The 16,679-nt window shown below is 68.8% G+C and carries 14 protein-coding genes; 1 reads left to right on the forward strand and 13 read right to left on the reverse strand.

Annotated features, from left to right (window positions below; genetic code table 11):
- Window positions 1-61 precede the first annotated feature (61 nt).
- Window positions 62-646 (reverse strand): DNA-3-methyladenine glycosylase I, encoded by a 585-nt coding sequence (locus tag RZE79_RS12335; protein ID WP_319360629.1) that lies wholly within the window; start codon window positions 644-646, stop codon window positions 62-64.
- Between the two features lie 48 nt (window positions 647-694).
- Here RZE79_RS12335 and RZE79_RS12340 point away from each other — a divergent pair, with 48 nt between their 5' ends.
- The gene (locus RZE79_RS12340; RefSeq protein ID WP_319360630.1) at window positions 695-2,434 is read left to right on the forward strand and encodes a dipeptidase; all 1,740 of its coding nucleotides are present in this window, start codon (window positions 695-697) and stop codon (window positions 2,432-2,434) included.
- A gap of 10 nt (window positions 2,435-2,444) precedes the next feature.
- Here the strand turns inward: RZE79_RS12340 and RZE79_RS12345 are convergent, their stop codons facing one another.
- The 12 genes from RZE79_RS12345 to RZE79_RS12400 form a co-directional block, all read right to left on the reverse strand.
- Window positions 2,445-3,413, reverse strand: coding sequence for a fimbrial protein (locus RZE79_RS12345; protein WP_319360631.1), 969 nt, complete (start codon window positions 3,411-3,413; stop codon window positions 2,445-2,447).
- Between the two features lie 218 nt (window positions 3,414-3,631).
- Complete coding sequence (locus tag RZE79_RS12350) at window positions 3,632-3,952, reverse strand: chaperone modulator CbpM (protein ID WP_319360632.1); 321 nt, start codon at window positions 3,950-3,952, stop codon at window positions 3,632-3,634.
- Between the two features lie 2 nt (window positions 3,953-3,954).
- Entirely contained in the window at window positions 3,955-4,917 is a 963-nt protein-coding gene (locus RZE79_RS12355) for a DnaJ C-terminal domain-containing protein (RefSeq protein ID WP_319360633.1), read from the reverse strand.
- Window positions 4,918-4,968: 51 nt separating this feature from the next.
- Window positions 4,969-5,625: a histidine phosphatase family protein gene (locus tag RZE79_RS12360; protein WP_319360634.1), complete on the reverse strand. Its 657-nt coding sequence runs from the start codon at window positions 5,623-5,625 to the stop codon at window positions 4,969-4,971.
- 87 nt (window positions 5,626-5,712) lie between these two features.
- Complete coding sequence (locus tag RZE79_RS12365; RefSeq protein WP_319360635.1) at window positions 5,713-6,933, reverse strand: CaiB/BaiF CoA-transferase family protein; 1,221 nt, start codon at window positions 6,931-6,933, stop codon at window positions 5,713-5,715.
- A 5-nt stretch (window positions 6,934-6,938) separates the two neighbouring features.
- Window positions 6,939-7,934, reverse strand: a complete 996-nt coding sequence (locus tag RZE79_RS12370) for a tripartite tricarboxylate transporter substrate binding protein (RefSeq protein WP_319360636.1) — start codon at window positions 7,932-7,934, stop codon at window positions 6,939-6,941.
- A gap of 32 nt (window positions 7,935-7,966) precedes the next feature.
- Window positions 7,967-9,775 (reverse strand): acyclic terpene utilization AtuA family protein, encoded by a 1,809-nt coding sequence (locus tag RZE79_RS12375; RefSeq protein WP_319360637.1) that lies wholly within the window; start codon window positions 9,773-9,775, stop codon window positions 7,967-7,969.
- A complete protein-coding gene (locus RZE79_RS12380; protein WP_319360638.1) occupies window positions 9,772-11,790 on the reverse strand; it encodes a biotin carboxylase N-terminal domain-containing protein in 2,019 nt (672 codons plus the stop codon). The genes RZE79_RS12375 and RZE79_RS12380 overlap by 4 nt, the downstream gene beginning before the upstream one ends.
- A 15-nt stretch (window positions 11,791-11,805) precedes the next feature.
- Window positions 11,806-12,645: an enoyl-CoA hydratase-related protein gene (locus RZE79_RS12385; protein WP_319360639.1), complete on the reverse strand. Its 840-nt coding sequence runs from the start codon at window positions 12,643-12,645 to the stop codon at window positions 11,806-11,808.
- 12 nt (window positions 12,646-12,657) lie between these two features.
- Window positions 12,658-13,821, reverse strand: a complete 1,164-nt coding sequence (locus RZE79_RS12390) for an acyl-CoA dehydrogenase family protein (protein WP_319360640.1) — start codon at window positions 13,819-13,821, stop codon at window positions 12,658-12,660.
- Between the two features lie 20 nt (window positions 13,822-13,841).
- Window positions 13,842-15,455 carry an acyl-CoA carboxylase subunit beta gene (locus RZE79_RS12395; protein ID WP_319360641.1) on the reverse strand — a complete coding sequence of 538 codons (1,614 nt, stop codon included), beginning with the start codon at window positions 15,453-15,455 and terminating at the stop codon, window positions 13,842-13,844.
- Between the two features lie 75 nt (window positions 15,456-15,530).
- The gene (locus RZE79_RS12400) at window positions 15,531-16,679 is read right to left on the reverse strand and encodes an acyl-CoA dehydrogenase family protein (protein WP_319360642.1); all 1,149 of its coding nucleotides are present in this window, start codon (window positions 16,677-16,679) and stop codon (window positions 15,531-15,533) included.

Genomic DNA, 16,679 nt, shown 5'->3' on the forward strand with positions numbered 1-16,679 from the left:
AAAGACCGGACCGTGCGACAGCACCGTCCGGTTTTTTCACGTCTGTGCGGTCGTCAGGTGCTCAGGCGCGATGGTTGCTGCGGTGGCAGTGGCAGTCGGGCGCGTGGTCGTCGACGATGCCCGTGGCCTGCATCCAGGCATAGACGATCACCGGCCCGACGAACTTGAAGCCGCGCTGCTTCAGCGCCTTCGACATCGCTTCGGACAGCGGCGTCTGCGTGGGCACGGTGCCCGTGGTGTTGACGACCGGCTGGCCGCCCGCGAGGCCCCAGACGAACTCGGAAAAATCTTCGCCCGCCGCCTGCATGGCCAGGTAGGCCTTGGCATTGCCGATGGCCGCTTCGATCTTCGCGCGCGAGCGCACGATGCCCGCGTCTTGCATCAGGCGTTCGACATCGGCCGGCGTGAAGCGCGCCACCGTCTCGGGCACAAAGCCCTCGAAGGCCGCGCGGAAGGCGTCGCGCTTGCGCAGGATGGTGAGCCACGACAGGCCGGCCTGAAAGCCGTCGAGCATCAGCTTCTCCCACAGCGCGCGGCTGTCGCGTTCGGGCACGCCCCATTCGGCGTCGTGGTAGCTGGCCAGCAGCGGATCGGTGCGGGCCCAGGCGCATCGCTGGAGTGAGGAAAGGCTGTCGTCGTGAGGCATGGCTCGGCTATCGTCGGGAATTTTTTTCGGAATGAGGGAGTGACCCTGATGCAGCAATTTCGTTTTTCATTGTCGGCGCTTTCGCTGGCCCTCACGGCGTTCGCCGTCGGTGTTCCGGCCGGTGCCGAGACGCTGAAAAAGCCCGCGCTCGACCAGCTCGCCGCCGCCTGGAAGGGCGGTCGCACGGCGCCCGATTTCAAGGCCTTCCTGGCGCAGGCGGTGGAGGCCCAGCCCGCGCTGCAGCCCAGCGTCGCGGCCTACACCGGCGGCAAGGCGCTGGCGGGCGACGACCTCGTCAACATCGCGCGCCTGCTCGGCCTGTACAACCGGCTGCAGAACCAGCAGGCCGTGATCGCCAGCATCGGAACGATGGTGGCGCTGCCCACGGTTCGCAACGTGCAGGTGCCGCCGCACGAGAGCCCGCCGATGGTCGCGTTCGGCCAGCTGGTCGAAAAGATGGCGAAAGATTTCGGGCTCGGCTATCGCAACGTCGACGGCCGCATCTTCGAAGTGAGCCTCAAGGGCCGCAGCAGCGAAGAGTTCGGCATCCTCACGCACGCCGACGTGGTGCCGGCCTTGCTCTCCGAATGGGTGCTCGACGACGGCACGCGCCTTGATCCCTTCGCGATGACGCGCGTGGGCGACTTCCTCTACGGGCGCGGCACCATCGACGACAAGGGCTCCATCGCCGCCGTGCTCTACGCCATGAAGGCCGTGAAGGACAGCGGCCTGCCGGTGGAACGCGGCGTGCGCCTGATGATCGAGACCACCGAGGAAACCGGCGGCGACGCGATGCAGTACTACCGCAACAAGACGCCGCTGCCGGCCTACAACATCGTGCTCGACAGCAAGTACCCCGCGGTCGTGGCCGAGAAGGGCTCGGGCGCGCTCAAGGTGTTCTTCCCTGCGGAAGCGACCGACCCTGCCGCAACCGCCATCACTGCGATGAGCGGTGCCGCCTCGGCCAATGCGATCCCGCAGACCGCGACCGCCACACTCAAGGGCGGCGACCTCGCGGCCGTGGCCGCGAAGCTCGAAGCCGCCAAGGCCGCGTTCGTGCGCAAGTACGAAGGCCAGGGCGGCAAGTTCGCGATCGACATCGTGCGTGGCGCCGAAGCCGTCGAGCTGAAGGTCACGGGCACGTCGGCCCACGGTTCGCGTCCCGAAGAAGGCGTGAACCCCGTGCCGCGCCTGGCGTTGTTCCTGAAGGAGTCCGGCGTGCCGCTGGCCGCCAACGCCTACCTGCGGGCCGTGCAGTACATCGACGCGCTCTACGGCACCGGCTACCTCGGCGAGAAGATGGGGCTGGGCTACCAGGACGACTTCATGGGCCCGCTCACGATGTCGCCCACGCTGGTGCGCATGGGCGCCGACGGCCGCCTCGAGGTGACGGCCAACGTGCGCATGCCGCGCGGCCGCACGCCCGACGAACTGAAGGCGCAGGTGGCGGCCAAGGTCAACGGCTGGGCCACGGCCAGCCAGGTGAAGCTCGAGTTGGCCTACGACCAGGGCAACTGGATGGCGCGCGACCCGAAGGGCGCGTGGCTCTCGACCCTGCTCAACATCTTCGGCGACACCACCGGCCTCGAGGCCAAGCCCGTGCCCACCGCCGGCAGCACCACGGCCAAGCTGATGCCCAATGCCATCAACTTCGGCCCCGCGATGCCCGGCAAGAAGTACACCGCGCACAACGCCAAGGAATACAAGGAAGTGCCCGACCTCGACGCCGACATGCAGATGTTCACCGAGATGCTGGTGCGCATCGGGAACCTGCAGCAGATGCAGTAGCGCTGCGCGGCTACTGGTAGCTCAGCGTGAACGTGGCGCGTCCGCTGGCGCTCCCGGGCTTGATCGTCGGTGAGGTCTGCACATAGCGGCCGATCAGCGGCACATCGAACAGCCCGTTGCCGCTCGAGCCGGCGCTCCACTGGTTCTGCGTGCCCGGTGCGCTCGAGTCCGGGCCGTACGACAGCACCGTTGCGCCTTTCAGGATCTGGATGCCGACCCCCGATGCGGTCGAGGCAGGGCTCAGCGACAGCGTGTTGGAACGGTTGTCAGGATTCGTCGGATCGGTCAGCGTGACGGAGATGGCGGTGGTGATCCCCGTGATACCGCCCGCGCAGTTCAACCCGATGTTGAAGGGCTCGCCCTGTGAGGTCGATCCCACGCCCTTGAACTTGTCCTTCGAGACGTTGCCCAGCCGCACGGCCACCGAGGGCGTCGTCACGGCACAGGTGGGCCGGCCGGGGTTGATCACGATGCTGCCGTTGATGCGCACCGAACCGATCTGGAAGCCTTCCAGGGTCGGGTAGGTCAATGTGGCCACCTCGCCCGTGAGCGAGCCGCCGCGTGTGATGGGGCCGGTCTTGACCACCGCCATGGCGACGCTGCCTCCCCACGACGTGGCCGTCTTGAAGGAGGCCGGGCCCGTCGTGGCAAAAGGCACCGTGGCACCTCTGTCCCAGAACAGTCGCACGCCGATGCCGGGGATGTTCGTGGCGTAGATGTTGTTGCCCAGGTAAGGACCCGCCCCGGTCCACTGGATGCCGACGCTCGAGGTGCCCTGCGCGGGGCAGGTGATGGTCACTGGCGGCGTGGCGCTGAACACGGTGACCGGTCGCACCAGCGTCGTGCCCACGGCCACCGACGGATCGACCGTCACCGGCCCGGTGACTGGAAACAGCACGATGCCGGGTTGCCCGGTGCTCGACGAGCAGAGGGCCGCGTTGGCTGCACCAGGCCATGCAACCAGTGAGGCCAGCGCCAAGCCAATGAATTTTTTTGGGGTCGTGTCTTTTGAAGACCTTGTGGGGCGGTTCACGACGTTCATCGCGCAGGGCCTTTCAGGACTCCGGCCGGCAGATCGGCGGACCTGGCTTGCGGCATCGCAGAGTGTCAGCCTCAGTATCACCGGGCCGATGCGATGGCTTGGCCTCCAGAGCGCCCAGCTGTGAACAAAACGGCGCCGAAAAATCGGCCCGTGTTTCAGCCCACGCCGTTCGCGCGCAACACCGCCTTGAGCCGCCGCACCTCATGCTGCAGGTCGAGGATCAGCGCAGCGGCGTCGAGGTTCACGCCGAAGTCGCGTTCGAGCCGGCGCGCTTCGAGCGCGCATTGCAGGTCGTTGCTCGAAAACTCCCAGCGCTCGGGCGGTGCGTCGGTCGTGGTGACCTGCACGATACCCACTTCGACCAGCTGCACGACCCAGGCGGTGTCGGCGCCGCAGGCGTGCGCCAGTTCGTTCGCGGCCAGCGGGTGCGAGACGCCGATGGCCGTCGTGGTGGTGACGGAAGAAAAGTTCGCCATGCTCAGACTCCCAGGTGCTGGCGGGGGTTGAACGAGGAGGTCGCCTGCGCGAGTTGCGCGTAAGCGTTGCGTGCGGCCTCGCTGTCGGCGGGCGGCAGCGCGATCTCGAGCAGCAGGTACAGGTCGCCGGGCGTCTTGCCCGCGAAGCCGCGGCCCTTGAGCCGCAGCTTCATGCCGCCGCGTGCGTTGGGCGGCACCGTGACCTCGACCACGCCGCCGGTGGGCGTCGGCACCTCCACCTGCGCGCCCAGCGCGGCTTCGGCCGGGGTGATGGGCAGCGTCATGTACAGGTCGCGCTCTTCCACGCGGTACAGCTTGTGCGGCGCGATGCGCACCTCGAGGTACAGGTCGCCGGCCGGCTCGCCGCCGTGGCCGGGCATGCCTTGCCCCGCGAGGCGGATGAACTGGCCGGGGTGCACGCCGGGCGGGATCTTCACGGCGAGCGTGCGGTTCTGCCACTGCGGTCGGCCCTGCGCGTCAAGCGTTTGGGCGCGCAGCGTGAGCTCGCGCTCGGCGCCGTTCAGCGCGTCTTCGAGCGTGATCTCGATGGCCGCGTGGTGGTCTTCGCCGCGTGCGCGGTAGTTCTGCCGCGCGGCCCCGCGCCGCTCGGCATCGCCGAACATCGACGAGAAGAACTCGCTGAAGTCGGCGTGGTCGGCCGGGCCCTGGCGCGGGCCGCGGTGGAACTCGTAGCCGGTGTCCCAGTCGGGCGGCGGCTGAAAGCTGCCGTCGGGCCGGCCGCCGCGTGCCACGCGGTCGGCCAGCGCGTCGTAGGCGGCGCGCTTCTCCTTGTCGCCGAGCACGTCCTTGGCCTCGTTGATGTCGCGCATGCGCTGCTCGGCGTCGGGCTCCTTGCTGACGTCGGGGTGGTACTTGCGGGCGAGCTTGCGGTAGGCCTTGCGCACCTCGTCGTCGGACGCGGTGCGTTCGACGCCCAGTGCGCTGTAGTAGTCCTTGAATTCCATGGTGGGTGGTGATTCCTTTCGGGACGGCGCACAGAGCGACCGGGAACTGGCTCAGGCCAGCGCTGCCCCGCTGCCGTCGGCTGGCCGCAGTTGCAGCGGCGTCACGGCCCATGTGGGGCCGGCACGGGAAAAACGCAACGGCTGGGCGTTGCCGAAGATGCTCGCATCGACCGCCACTCCGAGCAGCGCAGCCAGCGCATAGAGCGTGCCGCCGTGCGCCACCACCAGCACCGGCGCGGGCTGCGCGGCGAGCGCGGCGGCCAGCGCTTCGCGCTTGCGGTCGACGAACTGCGCCAGCGTCTCGCCGCCCTCGGGCTCGCAGGCCCAGTCGATGTTGGCCGACGAGGTGCCGATGAGCGCGCCGAAGTTGCGCTCGCGCAGGTTCTCGTGCGCGGAGGGCACGAGGCCCAGGGCGCGTGCCACGGTGTGGGCGGTGTCGAAGGCGCGGCGCGCGTCGCTGCACACGATGGTGCCGATCGGCTCAGCGGCCAGCAGCTCGGCCGCCTGCACGGCCTGCTGCTCGCCGAGCGCGCTCAGGGGCTCGTCGGGCGCCTGGAAGACGCGCAGCGCATTGCGACCGGTCTGGCCGTGGCGCAAAAAGTAGAAGTGGTTGCAGGCCGGCGCGAGCAGCTGCTCGGCGGCCAGGCGGTTCAGCAGATCGATGCCGGTGGCGGCGTGGGCGGGGAAGGGGGAGGTGGCCTGGGACATGAAGGCCATTCTGCCAATGAAACGCGTCGGTGGCAGGGTGCCCGACATCTCCCGCCGACCCTCCGTCGCCTGCGCAACCTGCGTAACCTAGACGATATTCCTCTCCCGCAACGTGCGCAGCTGGTCTTCGTCCACCCCGAGTTCCGCGGCCAGCACCTGCGCACTGTGTTCGCCGAGCATGGGCGACGCCCGATGCTGTACCGGTGTGCCGGAAAAGCGCAGGGGGCTGCGCACCGTCGGCACATCGATGCCGCGACTGTGCGGCAGCTGGAGCGCCAGTTCGCGATGCTGCGTTTGCGGATCGTCAAACACGCCAGCCATGTCGTTGATAGGACCGCCAGGAATGCCGGCCTGCTCGAACGACATCAGCAATTCGGCGCGGGACCGCGTCGCCAGCAAGGGGGCCAGCACATCGCGCAGTTCGGTGCGATGGGCCACGCGCAGCGCGTTGGTCCGAAAGCGTTCGTCGTTCGCCCAATGCGGTTGTCCCAGCACACGACACAGGCTCTGGAATTGGCCGTTGTTGCCCACGGCCACGATCAGGTGACCGTCGGCGCAGGCCAGCACTTCCGACGGCGAGGCGATCGGATTGGTGTTGCCCACGCGCGCCGGCACGGCGCCGGTCATGAGATATCCGAGCGCAAGGTGCCCGCTCAGCGCGACAGACGCATCGAGCATGGCCGCATCCACGTGCTGGCCTTCACCGGTTTCCCGCCGGTGGTAGAGCGCGCTGACCACGCCGATTGCGGCATAGAGCCCCGTCACGACGTCGGTGATCGGAATGGCCGTGCGCATCGGGCCGGCGCCGGGCGAGCCCTCGGGCTGGCCGCAGGTGCTCATCACGCCGGCCAGGCCTTGCAGGATGAAGTCGTAGGCGGGCCTTGCGGCATAGGGGCCGCTTTGTCCGAAGCCGGTCACGGAGCAGTAGACGATGTCCGGCTTGCGCTTGCGGATGGAGGCCTCGTCCAGCCCGTACCGGGCCAGGGTTCCGACCTTGTAGTTCTCGACCACCACGTCGCAGCGCGCCGCCAGGTCCTGCGCCATCGCCGCGCCTTCGGGCGTGGCGATGTCCAGGGTGACCGAGTGCTTGCCCCGGTTGTAGGCCAGGTAGAGCGCCGAGTCGTTGCTGTCGCCGCCGTGTTCGGCGTCGGGCAGGAAGGGACCCATGCGTCGGGTGTCGTCGCCCTCGCCGGGCTTTTCGATCTTGTAGACCGTGGCGCCCATGTCGGCCAGGATCTGCGTGCACAGGGGCCCCGCGATCACGCGGGTCAGGTCGAGTACCTTGATGCCTTCGAAGATGCCGCGCATGTTGTTTACTCCAGCCGGATGCCGGCTTTCTTGACCACGTCCGCCCAGCGGATGGATTCGGCGCGCATGAACGTATCGAACTGCTCGGGCGACCCGCCCACGGGCTCGATACCGTACTCGATGAGCTTTTCACGCACTTCGGGCATCTCGAGCACTGCCTGCACATCGGCCGAGAGCTTGCTCACGAGGGCTTGCGGCGTCTTGGCGGGCGCGAGCAGTCCGATCCAGCTGCCGGTCGTCATCTGGGGGTAGCCGGCCTCGGCCATGGTCGGCACGTCGGGCGCGGCAGGCCAGCGTTTGGCGCTGGTCATGGCCAGCGCGCGCAGCCTGCCGGATTTGACGTGCGGCATCATGGTCTGGACCGAGTCGAAGATGAGGGACACCTGGCCCGAGAACAGATCGGACAAGGCCGGCGCGACGCCCTTGTAGGGCACATGGGTCATGGGTACGGAGATGGTCTGGGCGAACTGTTCGGCCACCAGGTGGGCGCCGGAGCCGGCACCGCTGGAAGCAAAGGTGACCTGGTTCGGGTGGGCCTTGGCCCAGCCCACGAAGTCTTTCAGCTGGGTCGGTGGCAATTGCGCGCTGGAGACCAGCAGCAGCGGGATGTTGCCAAAACGACTCACGCCTTTCAGGTCGGTGAGCGGCGAGTAGCTCATCTTCGCGTACAGGCTGGGGTTGATGACGTGCGCCGCCACCACCACAAGCAGCGTGTAGCCGTCAGGCGCGGCGTGTGCCACGGCAGCGGACCCGATGCGGCCGTTGGCGCCGGGCTGGTTGTCCACCACGATCGGGGTCTTCAGGCGCTCCGAGAGCTTTTGCAAGACCAGCCGCGTGACGGAGTCGGACACCCCGCCGGGCGTGTAGGGCACGACCACGCGGATCGGCTTGCTCGGGAACGGTTCCTGTGCCTGGGCGGTGCCGTGCAGGGCGCCCCCTGCAAAGGCGACGACGGCGGCGAGAGGGGCAGCCAGAATGCCGCGGCGAAATTTCGATGTCATGGAGTCTCCTGGTGGGGCCGTGAGCGGCTTTTTTAAATGAGGGGGGAGGGCAGCAGGCCCTCGTCGATCCAGCGGCGCGGCACCTCGATCGGGTGGTCCAGCAGCATCTGGGCGAAGGACTTGCCCAGCGGGTCGGAGCGCAGGCTGGCCACGCCGCCACCGCCCAGCGCCTGGTGCAGCACAAAGTTCAGCGCGCGCAGACCCGGCACGTCGTACCGATGGACCTCGCCGGCGACCAGATGCGCGAAGTACAGGCGCACGGCGGCGGCCGTGAGCTGGCCGCGCAGCACGGCAAGGAACTCGGGGCGGCGCGCGATCACGCCGATGTTTTCGTCGTCGCCCTTGTCACCGCTGCGCGCCCAGGCGAGGGCGACCAGCGGCACGGCGACGGTCTCGCCCACGGGATGCTCGTCCGCGGACGTTGCCACCGCGGACGGCGAGGCGGGTTCGCTCACGCCTTCACCCGACAGCAGGGGTACCGCTTCGATGAGGTCGCCGAGCGACATCTGCAGCGCGACATCCGCCTTCGGCACGAGAAACGAGAACACCTTGATGACGGGCTGGACGTCGGCACGCCCCGAGAAGGATGAGCGCGTGCCGGGCCCCATCGAGGTGCCGGCCGACGCGCATTCGCGTTGCAGGAAGCTCAGGCCCTTGGGGTCGGCGTGGCGTGCGGCGATGCGCAGCACCACCTCGCGTGTTGCCAGCGAGCGTGCGTGCGGACCGTAGAGCGCCTCGCCGCCGAGCAGTTCGACGCAGGTCTCGGTGTAGTCGCCCAGCCCGCGCTGCTCCAACTGCGTGCGTGTGCGCTGCAGCAGCGCGTCGGCGGTCTTGCGTGCCTTCGCGGGGGCGTCGATGCCGCGGATCGCCATCAGGACCTGCAGCTGGTAGCCGTCGCGCCAGGTGCCATTGGCCTTGTAGGTCGCGGTCGGTGCGCGGCCCCGGGCGCCGCGCACGCGCACCCGTTCGGGCGTCTGCACCTCGACGCTCACTTCGCGGAAGTCGCAGGTGACGTCGGGCATCAGGTAGTTCGCAGGGTCGCCCACCTCGTAGAGGATCTGCTCGGCCACGGCGCCGGGATGAATCAGGCCCCCGGTGCCTTCGGGCTTGGTCAGTTCGAAACTGCCATCGGCTGCGCAGTCGATCACGGGATAGCCCATGTCGGCCCAGCCCGGCACCTGCGCCCAGTCGGTGAACAGCCCGCCCGTGGCCTGGGCGCCGCATTCGATCACGTGTCCCGCCAGGGTGCCGGCAGCGAGCCGGTCCCAGTCGTTCCAGCGCCAGCCGAACTCGTGCGCCAGCACGCCCACCACCACGGCGCTGTCGACGCAGCGGCCGGTGATCACGATGTCCGCGCCATGCGCCAGCGCCTGCGCGATGCCGCGCGCGCCCACGTAGGCGTTGGCCGAGTAGAGCTCGTCGGGGGGGGGCTCGTTCGTGTTCAGGTCGCGCAGCCCCTGGGCGCGCAGATGCTCGAACTGCGGCAGCACGTCGTCGCCGGTGACGATGGCAATGCGCGGCGCCAATCCTTGCGCGTGCGCCGCGGCGGCCAGCGCGTCGCGGCAGGCCTGCGGGTTCAGTCCGCCTGCGTTGGCCACCATGCGCACGCCCTTGGCGCAGATGGCTGCGAGGTTCGGCGCCATGGCCGCATGAACGAAATCGGTGGCGTAGCCCAGTGCCGGGTTCTTGGCGCGGGCACGCGCGAGGATCGACATGGTGGTCTCGGCCAGGTAGTCGTACACCAGGTACTGCAGGCCGGGCACGCCGAGCAGTTGCGGCGTCGCGATCGCCGAATCGCCCCAGAAGCCGCTGGCGCCGCCGATGCGGATCGTGCGGCTCATGGCTGGGCCTCGATGCGCAGCAGCAACGCGCCCTTGCTGGTCTGTCCGCCCGCCGCGACGCAGACCTCCGTCACGCGGCCGGCAATCGGTGCAGTGAGCGTGTGTTCCATCTTCATGGCCTCGAGCACCACGAGGCGCTGCCCGGCCTGCACGGTCTCGCCTTCGCGCACCGCCACGTCGACGACGCGACCAGTGAGCGGCGCTGTCACCGCGCCGCCGCCGCTTGCCGTCTCAGCCTGCTTGCGCTCGCTGACGCGGTCGAGGTGCCAGGTGCGCCCGGCGTGCCAGAGCTGCACGGACGCGTCGTCCAGCGCGATCACGCAGGACTCCTGCATCCCGTCGCATTCGGCCCGGAACGCGCTGCGCGATGCATCGGTCCATTGCGGCTGGTGCAGTACGAGCAGGGCGGGCGCCTCTTCGGCGTCCAGCCGCTGCAACAGCACTTGCCAGCCGGCCTCGCGTGCCGTCACCTGCGCGCGCCAGCGCATCGCACCGGCCGCCAGCGTGAGGCCGCCGGTTCCGGCACCCAGTGCGGCCGGCACGACGCGCCCGTCGGCCTGTGCATCCAGCGCCTGTGCCACGGCACCGAAGGCCGCGAAGGCCAGCGTGCGGGCGCCGGGAGTGGCGCGCTCCTTCAGGCGCTCGCTGAAACGCTCCTGCACGAAGCCGGTGTGCACGGCGCCGCCTTCGGCAAAGACCGGGTCGGCCAGGCAGTCGGCCAGGAAGCCCTGATTGCTTTCCAGGCCGAGCAGCACGCAATGGTCCACGGCACGAAGCAGCTTGCGCCGGGCCTCGTCGCGCGTGGCACCGTGGGCCACGAGCTTGGCCACCATCGAGTCGTAGTGCGGCGACACGGCGCCGCCTTCGGCCAGGCCGTGGTCCACGCGCACATCGAAGACGGTTTCTGAGGGCGCGCGCCAGCGCAGCACCGGGCCGGTCTGCGGCAGGAAACCGGCGGGCACGTCCTCGGCCGTGAGACGAACCTCGATCGCGTGACCGCGCATCTGCACGTCGGCTTGTTGCAGCGTGAGCCGGTCGCCGGCCGCGATGCGCAATTGCCATTCGACGAGGTCCAGGCCCGTGACGGCTTCGGTCACCGCATGTTCGACCTGCAGCCGCGTGTTCATTTCCATGAAGTAGAAGCGCCCGTCGCGGTCGAGCAGGAACTCCATCGTGCCGGCGCCGATGTAGCCGATTGCCTGTGCGGCCTTGACGGCGGCATCGCCCATGCGGGCGCGCAGGTCGGCGTCGACGGCCGGCGAGGGCGCTTCCTCGATCACCTTCTGGTGCCGGCGCTGTACCGAGCAGTCGCGCTCGCCCAGGTGGATGCAGTGGCCGTGGCTGTCGGCGAGCACCTGGATTTCGACGTGGCGTGGCGCGATCACGGCACGCTCCAGGATCAGCTCGTCGCTGCCGAAGGCCTGCAGGGCTTCCGAGCGGGCCGAGGCCAATGCCGCCGGCAGCGCGCTGGCGGCCTCGACCAGGCGCATGCCGCGCCCGCCGCCGCCCGATGCCGCCTTCACCATCACTGGGAAACCGATGTCGCTCGATGCGCTGATGAAGGCCGCATCGCCCTGGTCCCGACCCTGGTAGCCCGGGATGCAGGGCATGTCCGCCGCGATCACCAGGCGCTTGGCCTGGGCCTTGTTGCCCATCGACCGAATGGCTTCGCCCGACGGGCCGATGAAGACCAGCCCCGCGGCGTCGACGGCGTCGGCGAAGTCCTCGTTCTCGGCCAGGAAGCCGTAGCCCGGATGCACGGCGTCGGCGCCGGCCCGGCGCGCGGCCTCGATGATCGCGGGAATGTTCAGGTAGCTCTCGCGCGGCGCGGAGCCCCCGATCAGCACGGCCCGATCCGCGGCCCGCACGTGCGGGCTGGCGTGGTCGGCCTCGGAATAGACGGCCACCGTGCCGTAGCCCATGCGGCGCACCGTGCGCAACACGCGGATGGCGATCTCGCCGCGGTTGGCGACGAGCACGGTGTGAAAGGGCCGAATCTGTTTGGAAGTGGTCATGGTTTTCTTGTCTGGTCAGGGGCGAACGGCCTCGGCCTCGAAACTGCGTCGCCACGCGGCGGGACGCTTCTCACGGAAGGCCGCGATGCCTTCAGCCCCTTCGCTGCGCATGCAGGCGGCGAACAGGCGGGAGGCCTCGTCCAGCAGCTCGCTTTCGTTGTCGCGGCCATGGCCGCAGCGGCGCAGCAGGGGCTTGAGTGCGCGGTTGGCGCCTGGCGCGCAGGCGCACAGGCGGGTAAGCCACTGCGCGAGCAGCGTGTCGAGCGCGTCGCTGTCGGCTGCGAGGGCATCGACCAGGCCCAGTGCCACGGCCGCGTCGCCGCTGACGCGTTCGCCGAACAGGCCCAGGCGCAGCGCCGCGCGCGGGCCCAGCCGCGCCACGACGAACGGTGCGATCTGCGCGGGGATGATGCCCAGTGAGGTTTCGCTCAGGGCGAACTTGGCGTCGGCGGTGGCCAGCACCAGATCGGCCGCACAGGCCAGCCCCATGCCGCCGCCCATTGCCGCGCCCTCGACGACGGCGATCACAGGCACCGGCAGGGCGCTCAGCCGCTGCATGAAGTGGCCGAACTCGCGGTTGCGAGCGGCCACGGGGTCGTTCGCGCCGGCATCGGCATCGAGCCGGGCCTGGAAGTTGCCGACATTGCCGCCAGCGCAGAAGAAGCCTTGCGCGCCGCGCAGCACCACGGCGCGTACGCCGGCATCGGACTTGGCGAGGCAGATGGCCTGCGTGAGTTCGGTCACGACCTCGGGCGCCAACGCATTGCGCGTGTCGGGGCGGTTCAGCGTCACGAACAGCACGTCGTGGCGGCGCGCCAGCAGGAGGTGGCGCGGGACGGGGGTGGACTCGGTCATGGTCGCGCGCCCTCAGGCACCCATGTCCATCAGGCCCATCTTGCGCGCGATGACCATCATCATCACCTCGTCGGCGCCGCCGCCGATGGAGCCCAGCCGGTAGTCGCGGTAGGCGCGCGAGACGCGGTTGTCCCACGTGTAACCCATGCCGCCCTGAAACTGCATGCACCAGTCGGCGATCTCGCGGCCCAGGCGGCCGGCCTTGAGCTTGGCCATCGAGGCCAGCTCGATCACGTCCTCGCCCTGCACATAGGCCAGCGTCGCGCGGTAGGTGAGCGAGCGCAGTGCCTCGAGCTCGGTCTTGAGTTCGGCCAGCTTGTACTGGATGAACTGGTTGTCCAGCAGCGGTTTGCCGAAGGCGATGCGCTGGCGCAGGTAGTCGGCGGTTTCCTGGATCAACTCGATGCTCGCCAGGCGCCGTGCCGCCCCGTCCAGGCGCTCTTCCTGGAACTGCTTCATCTGGTAGATGAAACCCATGCCTTCTTCCCCGATGCGGTTGCGCACGGGAACGCGCACCTCGTCGAAGAAGATCTGCGCGGTGTCGGAACTCCACATCCCGAACTTCTTGATCTTCTGCACCTCGACGCCCCTGGCGCGCTTTCCGTTCTCCATGAGCGGCACGATGATCAGCGACTTGTTCTTGTGCGACGGCCCGTCGGAGGTGTTGCACAGAAGGCAGATCCAGTCGGCCTGCGTACCGTTGGTGATCCACATCTTGGCGCCGCTGATCACGTAGTCGTCGCCGACACGTCGTGCGCGGGTCTTGAGAGAAGACACGTCCGAGCCGGCGCCTTGCTCCGACACGCCGATGCTGGCCACCATGTCACCCGCGATGGCCGGTGCCAGGAACTCGCGCCGCAGTTCGTCGGAACCGAAGGCAGCGAGCGCGGGCGTGGCCATGTTCGATTGCACGCCGATGCCCATGCCGACGCCCTGCGCACGCGCCGAGCCAATGGCTTCGGCGGCGGCCAGGGCAAAGGAAAAGTCCAGCCCCATGCCGCCATATTCCTCGGGCTTGGTGATGCCGAGGAAGCCGAGCTGGCCCATCTTCTTGAACAGCTCGTGCGCGGGAAATATCTCGTTGGCCTCCCATTCATCGATGAAGGGATCGATCTCTGCCGCGATGAAGCGGCGGATGCTGGCCATCAGTTCGTGGTGTTCCTGGGTGTAGAGCATTGCGTTGTCTCCTGGTTGTCTCAAAAGCGGGCCACGCCGAATTGCATGGTGCGTGGTGTGCGTGCCTGCGCCTCGCGCGCCGTGGCCAGCACGAAAGCCAGCACGGCGCGGGTGTCGCGCGGGTCGATCACGCCGTCGTCCAGCAGGTGGCCGCTGGTGTAAAAGGCGCTGGCCTGGGCTTCGAAGTTGGCGACGATCTCGCCTTTCTGCGCGGCCAGCCGGGCTTCGTCCACTGGCTTTTCCTTGCGCGCGGCCTGCTGGCGCGCGACGATCTCCAGGGTGGTCGCCGCCTGCTCGCCGCCCATCACGGCCGTGCGTGCGTTGGGCCATGAGAAGCAGAAGCGCGGCTGGAAAGACCGGCCGCACATGCCGTAGTTGCCGGCGCCGAAAGACGCACCGCAGTACAGCGTGATGTGCGGCACCTTCGAGTTGGACAGCGCCTGGATCATCTTGGAGCCGTGCTTGATCATCCCGGCCTCTTCCGAGGCGCGGCCCACGATGAAGCCCGTGGTGTTCTGCAGGAACACGATGGGCGTGCCCGACTGGTTGCACAGCTGGATGAATTGCGCCGCCTTGGTCGCACCGCCTGGGTCGATCGGGCCGTTGTTGCTGATGAAGGCCACCGGATGGCCCTCAATGCGCGCGTGGCCACAGACCGTGGCGGCGCCGTAGTCGGGCTTGAAATCCATCCAGCGCGAGTCGTCCACGATGCGCGCGATCACCTCGCGCATGTCGACCGGCTTCTTGTGCTCGAGCACCATCACGCCGGCCAACTCCTGTGGGTCGAGGCGCGGCGGCACGACGTCCCGGGCCGGCTCGGGGCGTTCCCAGTTCAGCGTGGCCAGGATGTCGCGCGCCAGCGCAATGGCGTGTGCGTCGTCCTCGGCCACGTACTCGGCCAGGCCGCTGATGGTGGCGTGCATGTCGGTGCCACCCAACTCCTCGTCGGTGGCAATCTCGCCGGTGGCGGCCTTGAGCAGCGGCGGGCCCGCAAGAAAAGCCTTGGCCTGGCCGCGCACCATCACGACGTAGTCCGACAGGCCGGGCATGTAGGCGCCGCCGGCGGTGGACGAGCCGTGCACCACCGTGATCACGGGCAGCCCCGCGGCCGACAGGCGCGCGAGGTTGTAGAACATGCCGCCGCCGCGAATGAATTTCTCGACGCGGTACTTGCGCAGGTTGGAACCGGCCGATTCCACCAGATGCACGAAGGGCAACTTGTTCTGCAACGCCAGTTCCTGGCAGCGCATGAGCTTCTGGTTGCCAGACTCGGTCAACGCGCCGGCGTCGATGCCCGAGTCGGTGACCACGACCATGCAGCGTACGCCGCTCACAAAGCCGATGCCGGCGACCTGGGACCCGCCGGGCACGCAGGCTTGTGGGTCCGGGTCGTCCATGCCGTAGCCTGCGAGGCTGGCCAAAGGCAGGAAGGGGCGGCCTGTGTCGAGCAGGCGGGCGAGGCGCTCGCGCGGCAGCAGCGCGCCACGCCGCTCGAAGCTGGCGGCGGCACGCGCCGACGTATCGGCTGCGCGCTGCTCCAGCGCACGCAGTTCACCGATCAAGGCAAGCATGCCTGTGCGCTGCGCCTGAAAGGACTCGGAGGCGGGATGAAGACGGGAGGAGAACGGGGTCATGAAAGGACTTTCGCTGGAGGTGCGCGAGAAAACAATCTGCATGTGCCGAAGGGGGCCTATATCCAATGCAAGGGCTCAGACGCCGAGTCGCTTGGCGATGAGGTCTTTCATGACTTCTTCGGCGCCGCCGCCGATCGTCATGACCTTGACTTCGCGGTAGAGACGCTCGACGCGCGTGCCGCGCATGAAGCCCATGCCGCCGAGGATCTGCACCGCCTGGTCGGCGCAGAACTGGAAGGTTTGCGTTGCGAAGTTCTTGGCCATCGCGATCTGTGCGGCAGGCGACTGGCCGTCGTCCAGCCGGGCCGCCAGATCGTCGAGCAGCGTGCGCGTGGCCTCGATGCGCGTGGCCATGTCCACCAGCTTGTGGCGGATCACCTGGTGCTGCGCCAGTGTCTTGCCGAAGGTGCGGCGCTCGCGGGCCCATTCGAGCGCATCGTGCAGGCACACGCGGGCGTAGCCGCATGCGGCCGCGGCCAGTGCCAGCCGCTCGTGGTTGAAGTTGCGCATGATCACCGCGAAGCCCTGGCCTTCCTCGCCGATGAGGTTGGCAACCGGTACGCGGCAGTCAGCGAAGAACAGCTCGGCCGTGTCGGACGCCCACCAGCCCATCTTCTTGAGCGGGCTGCGGGACAGGCCGGGCGTGTCGCCCTCGATCAGCAGCAACGAGACGCCACCGGCACCGGGCCCGCCGGTGCGCACGGCGACGGTGAAGTAGTCCGCCCGCATGCCCGAGGTGATGAAGAGCTTGCCGCCATTGACGACGTAGACCGCGCCGTCGCGCCGTGCTGTGGTCGTGAGTTGCGCCACGTCGGAGCCGCCCGACGGCTCGGTGATGGCGAGCGCTGCGATCTTCTCGCCCGCAAGGATGCCGGGCAGCACGCGCGCCTTCAGCGCGTCGCTGCCGGCCGCCGCGATGGGCGGTGCGCCGATCGTGTGCGAGAACAGGCCCGAGGCCACGCCGCCGGAGCCGCCCCAGGCGCGCTCCTCGCACAGGATCATGCGAAAGAACGCATCGCAGGGAACGCCGCCGTAGGCTTCGGGAAAGCCCAGTTGCAGCAGGCCGGCGTCGGCCGCCTTGCGGTAGAGCTCGCGCGGAAAGCCCTCGGCCTCGTCCCAGGCGGTGGCATGGGGCGCGACCTCGGTGTCGAAGAAGCGGCGCACGGTCGCGCGGAAGGTCTCGTGGTCGGCGCTGTAGTAGCGCGGGTTGGGCGGCTGCAACAT

Origin of the sequence: Variovorax sp. EBFNA2 (assembly GCF_033802765.1) — a bacterium.
GTDB lineage: Bacteria > Pseudomonadota > Gammaproteobacteria > Burkholderiales > Burkholderiaceae_C > Variovorax > Variovorax paradoxus_H.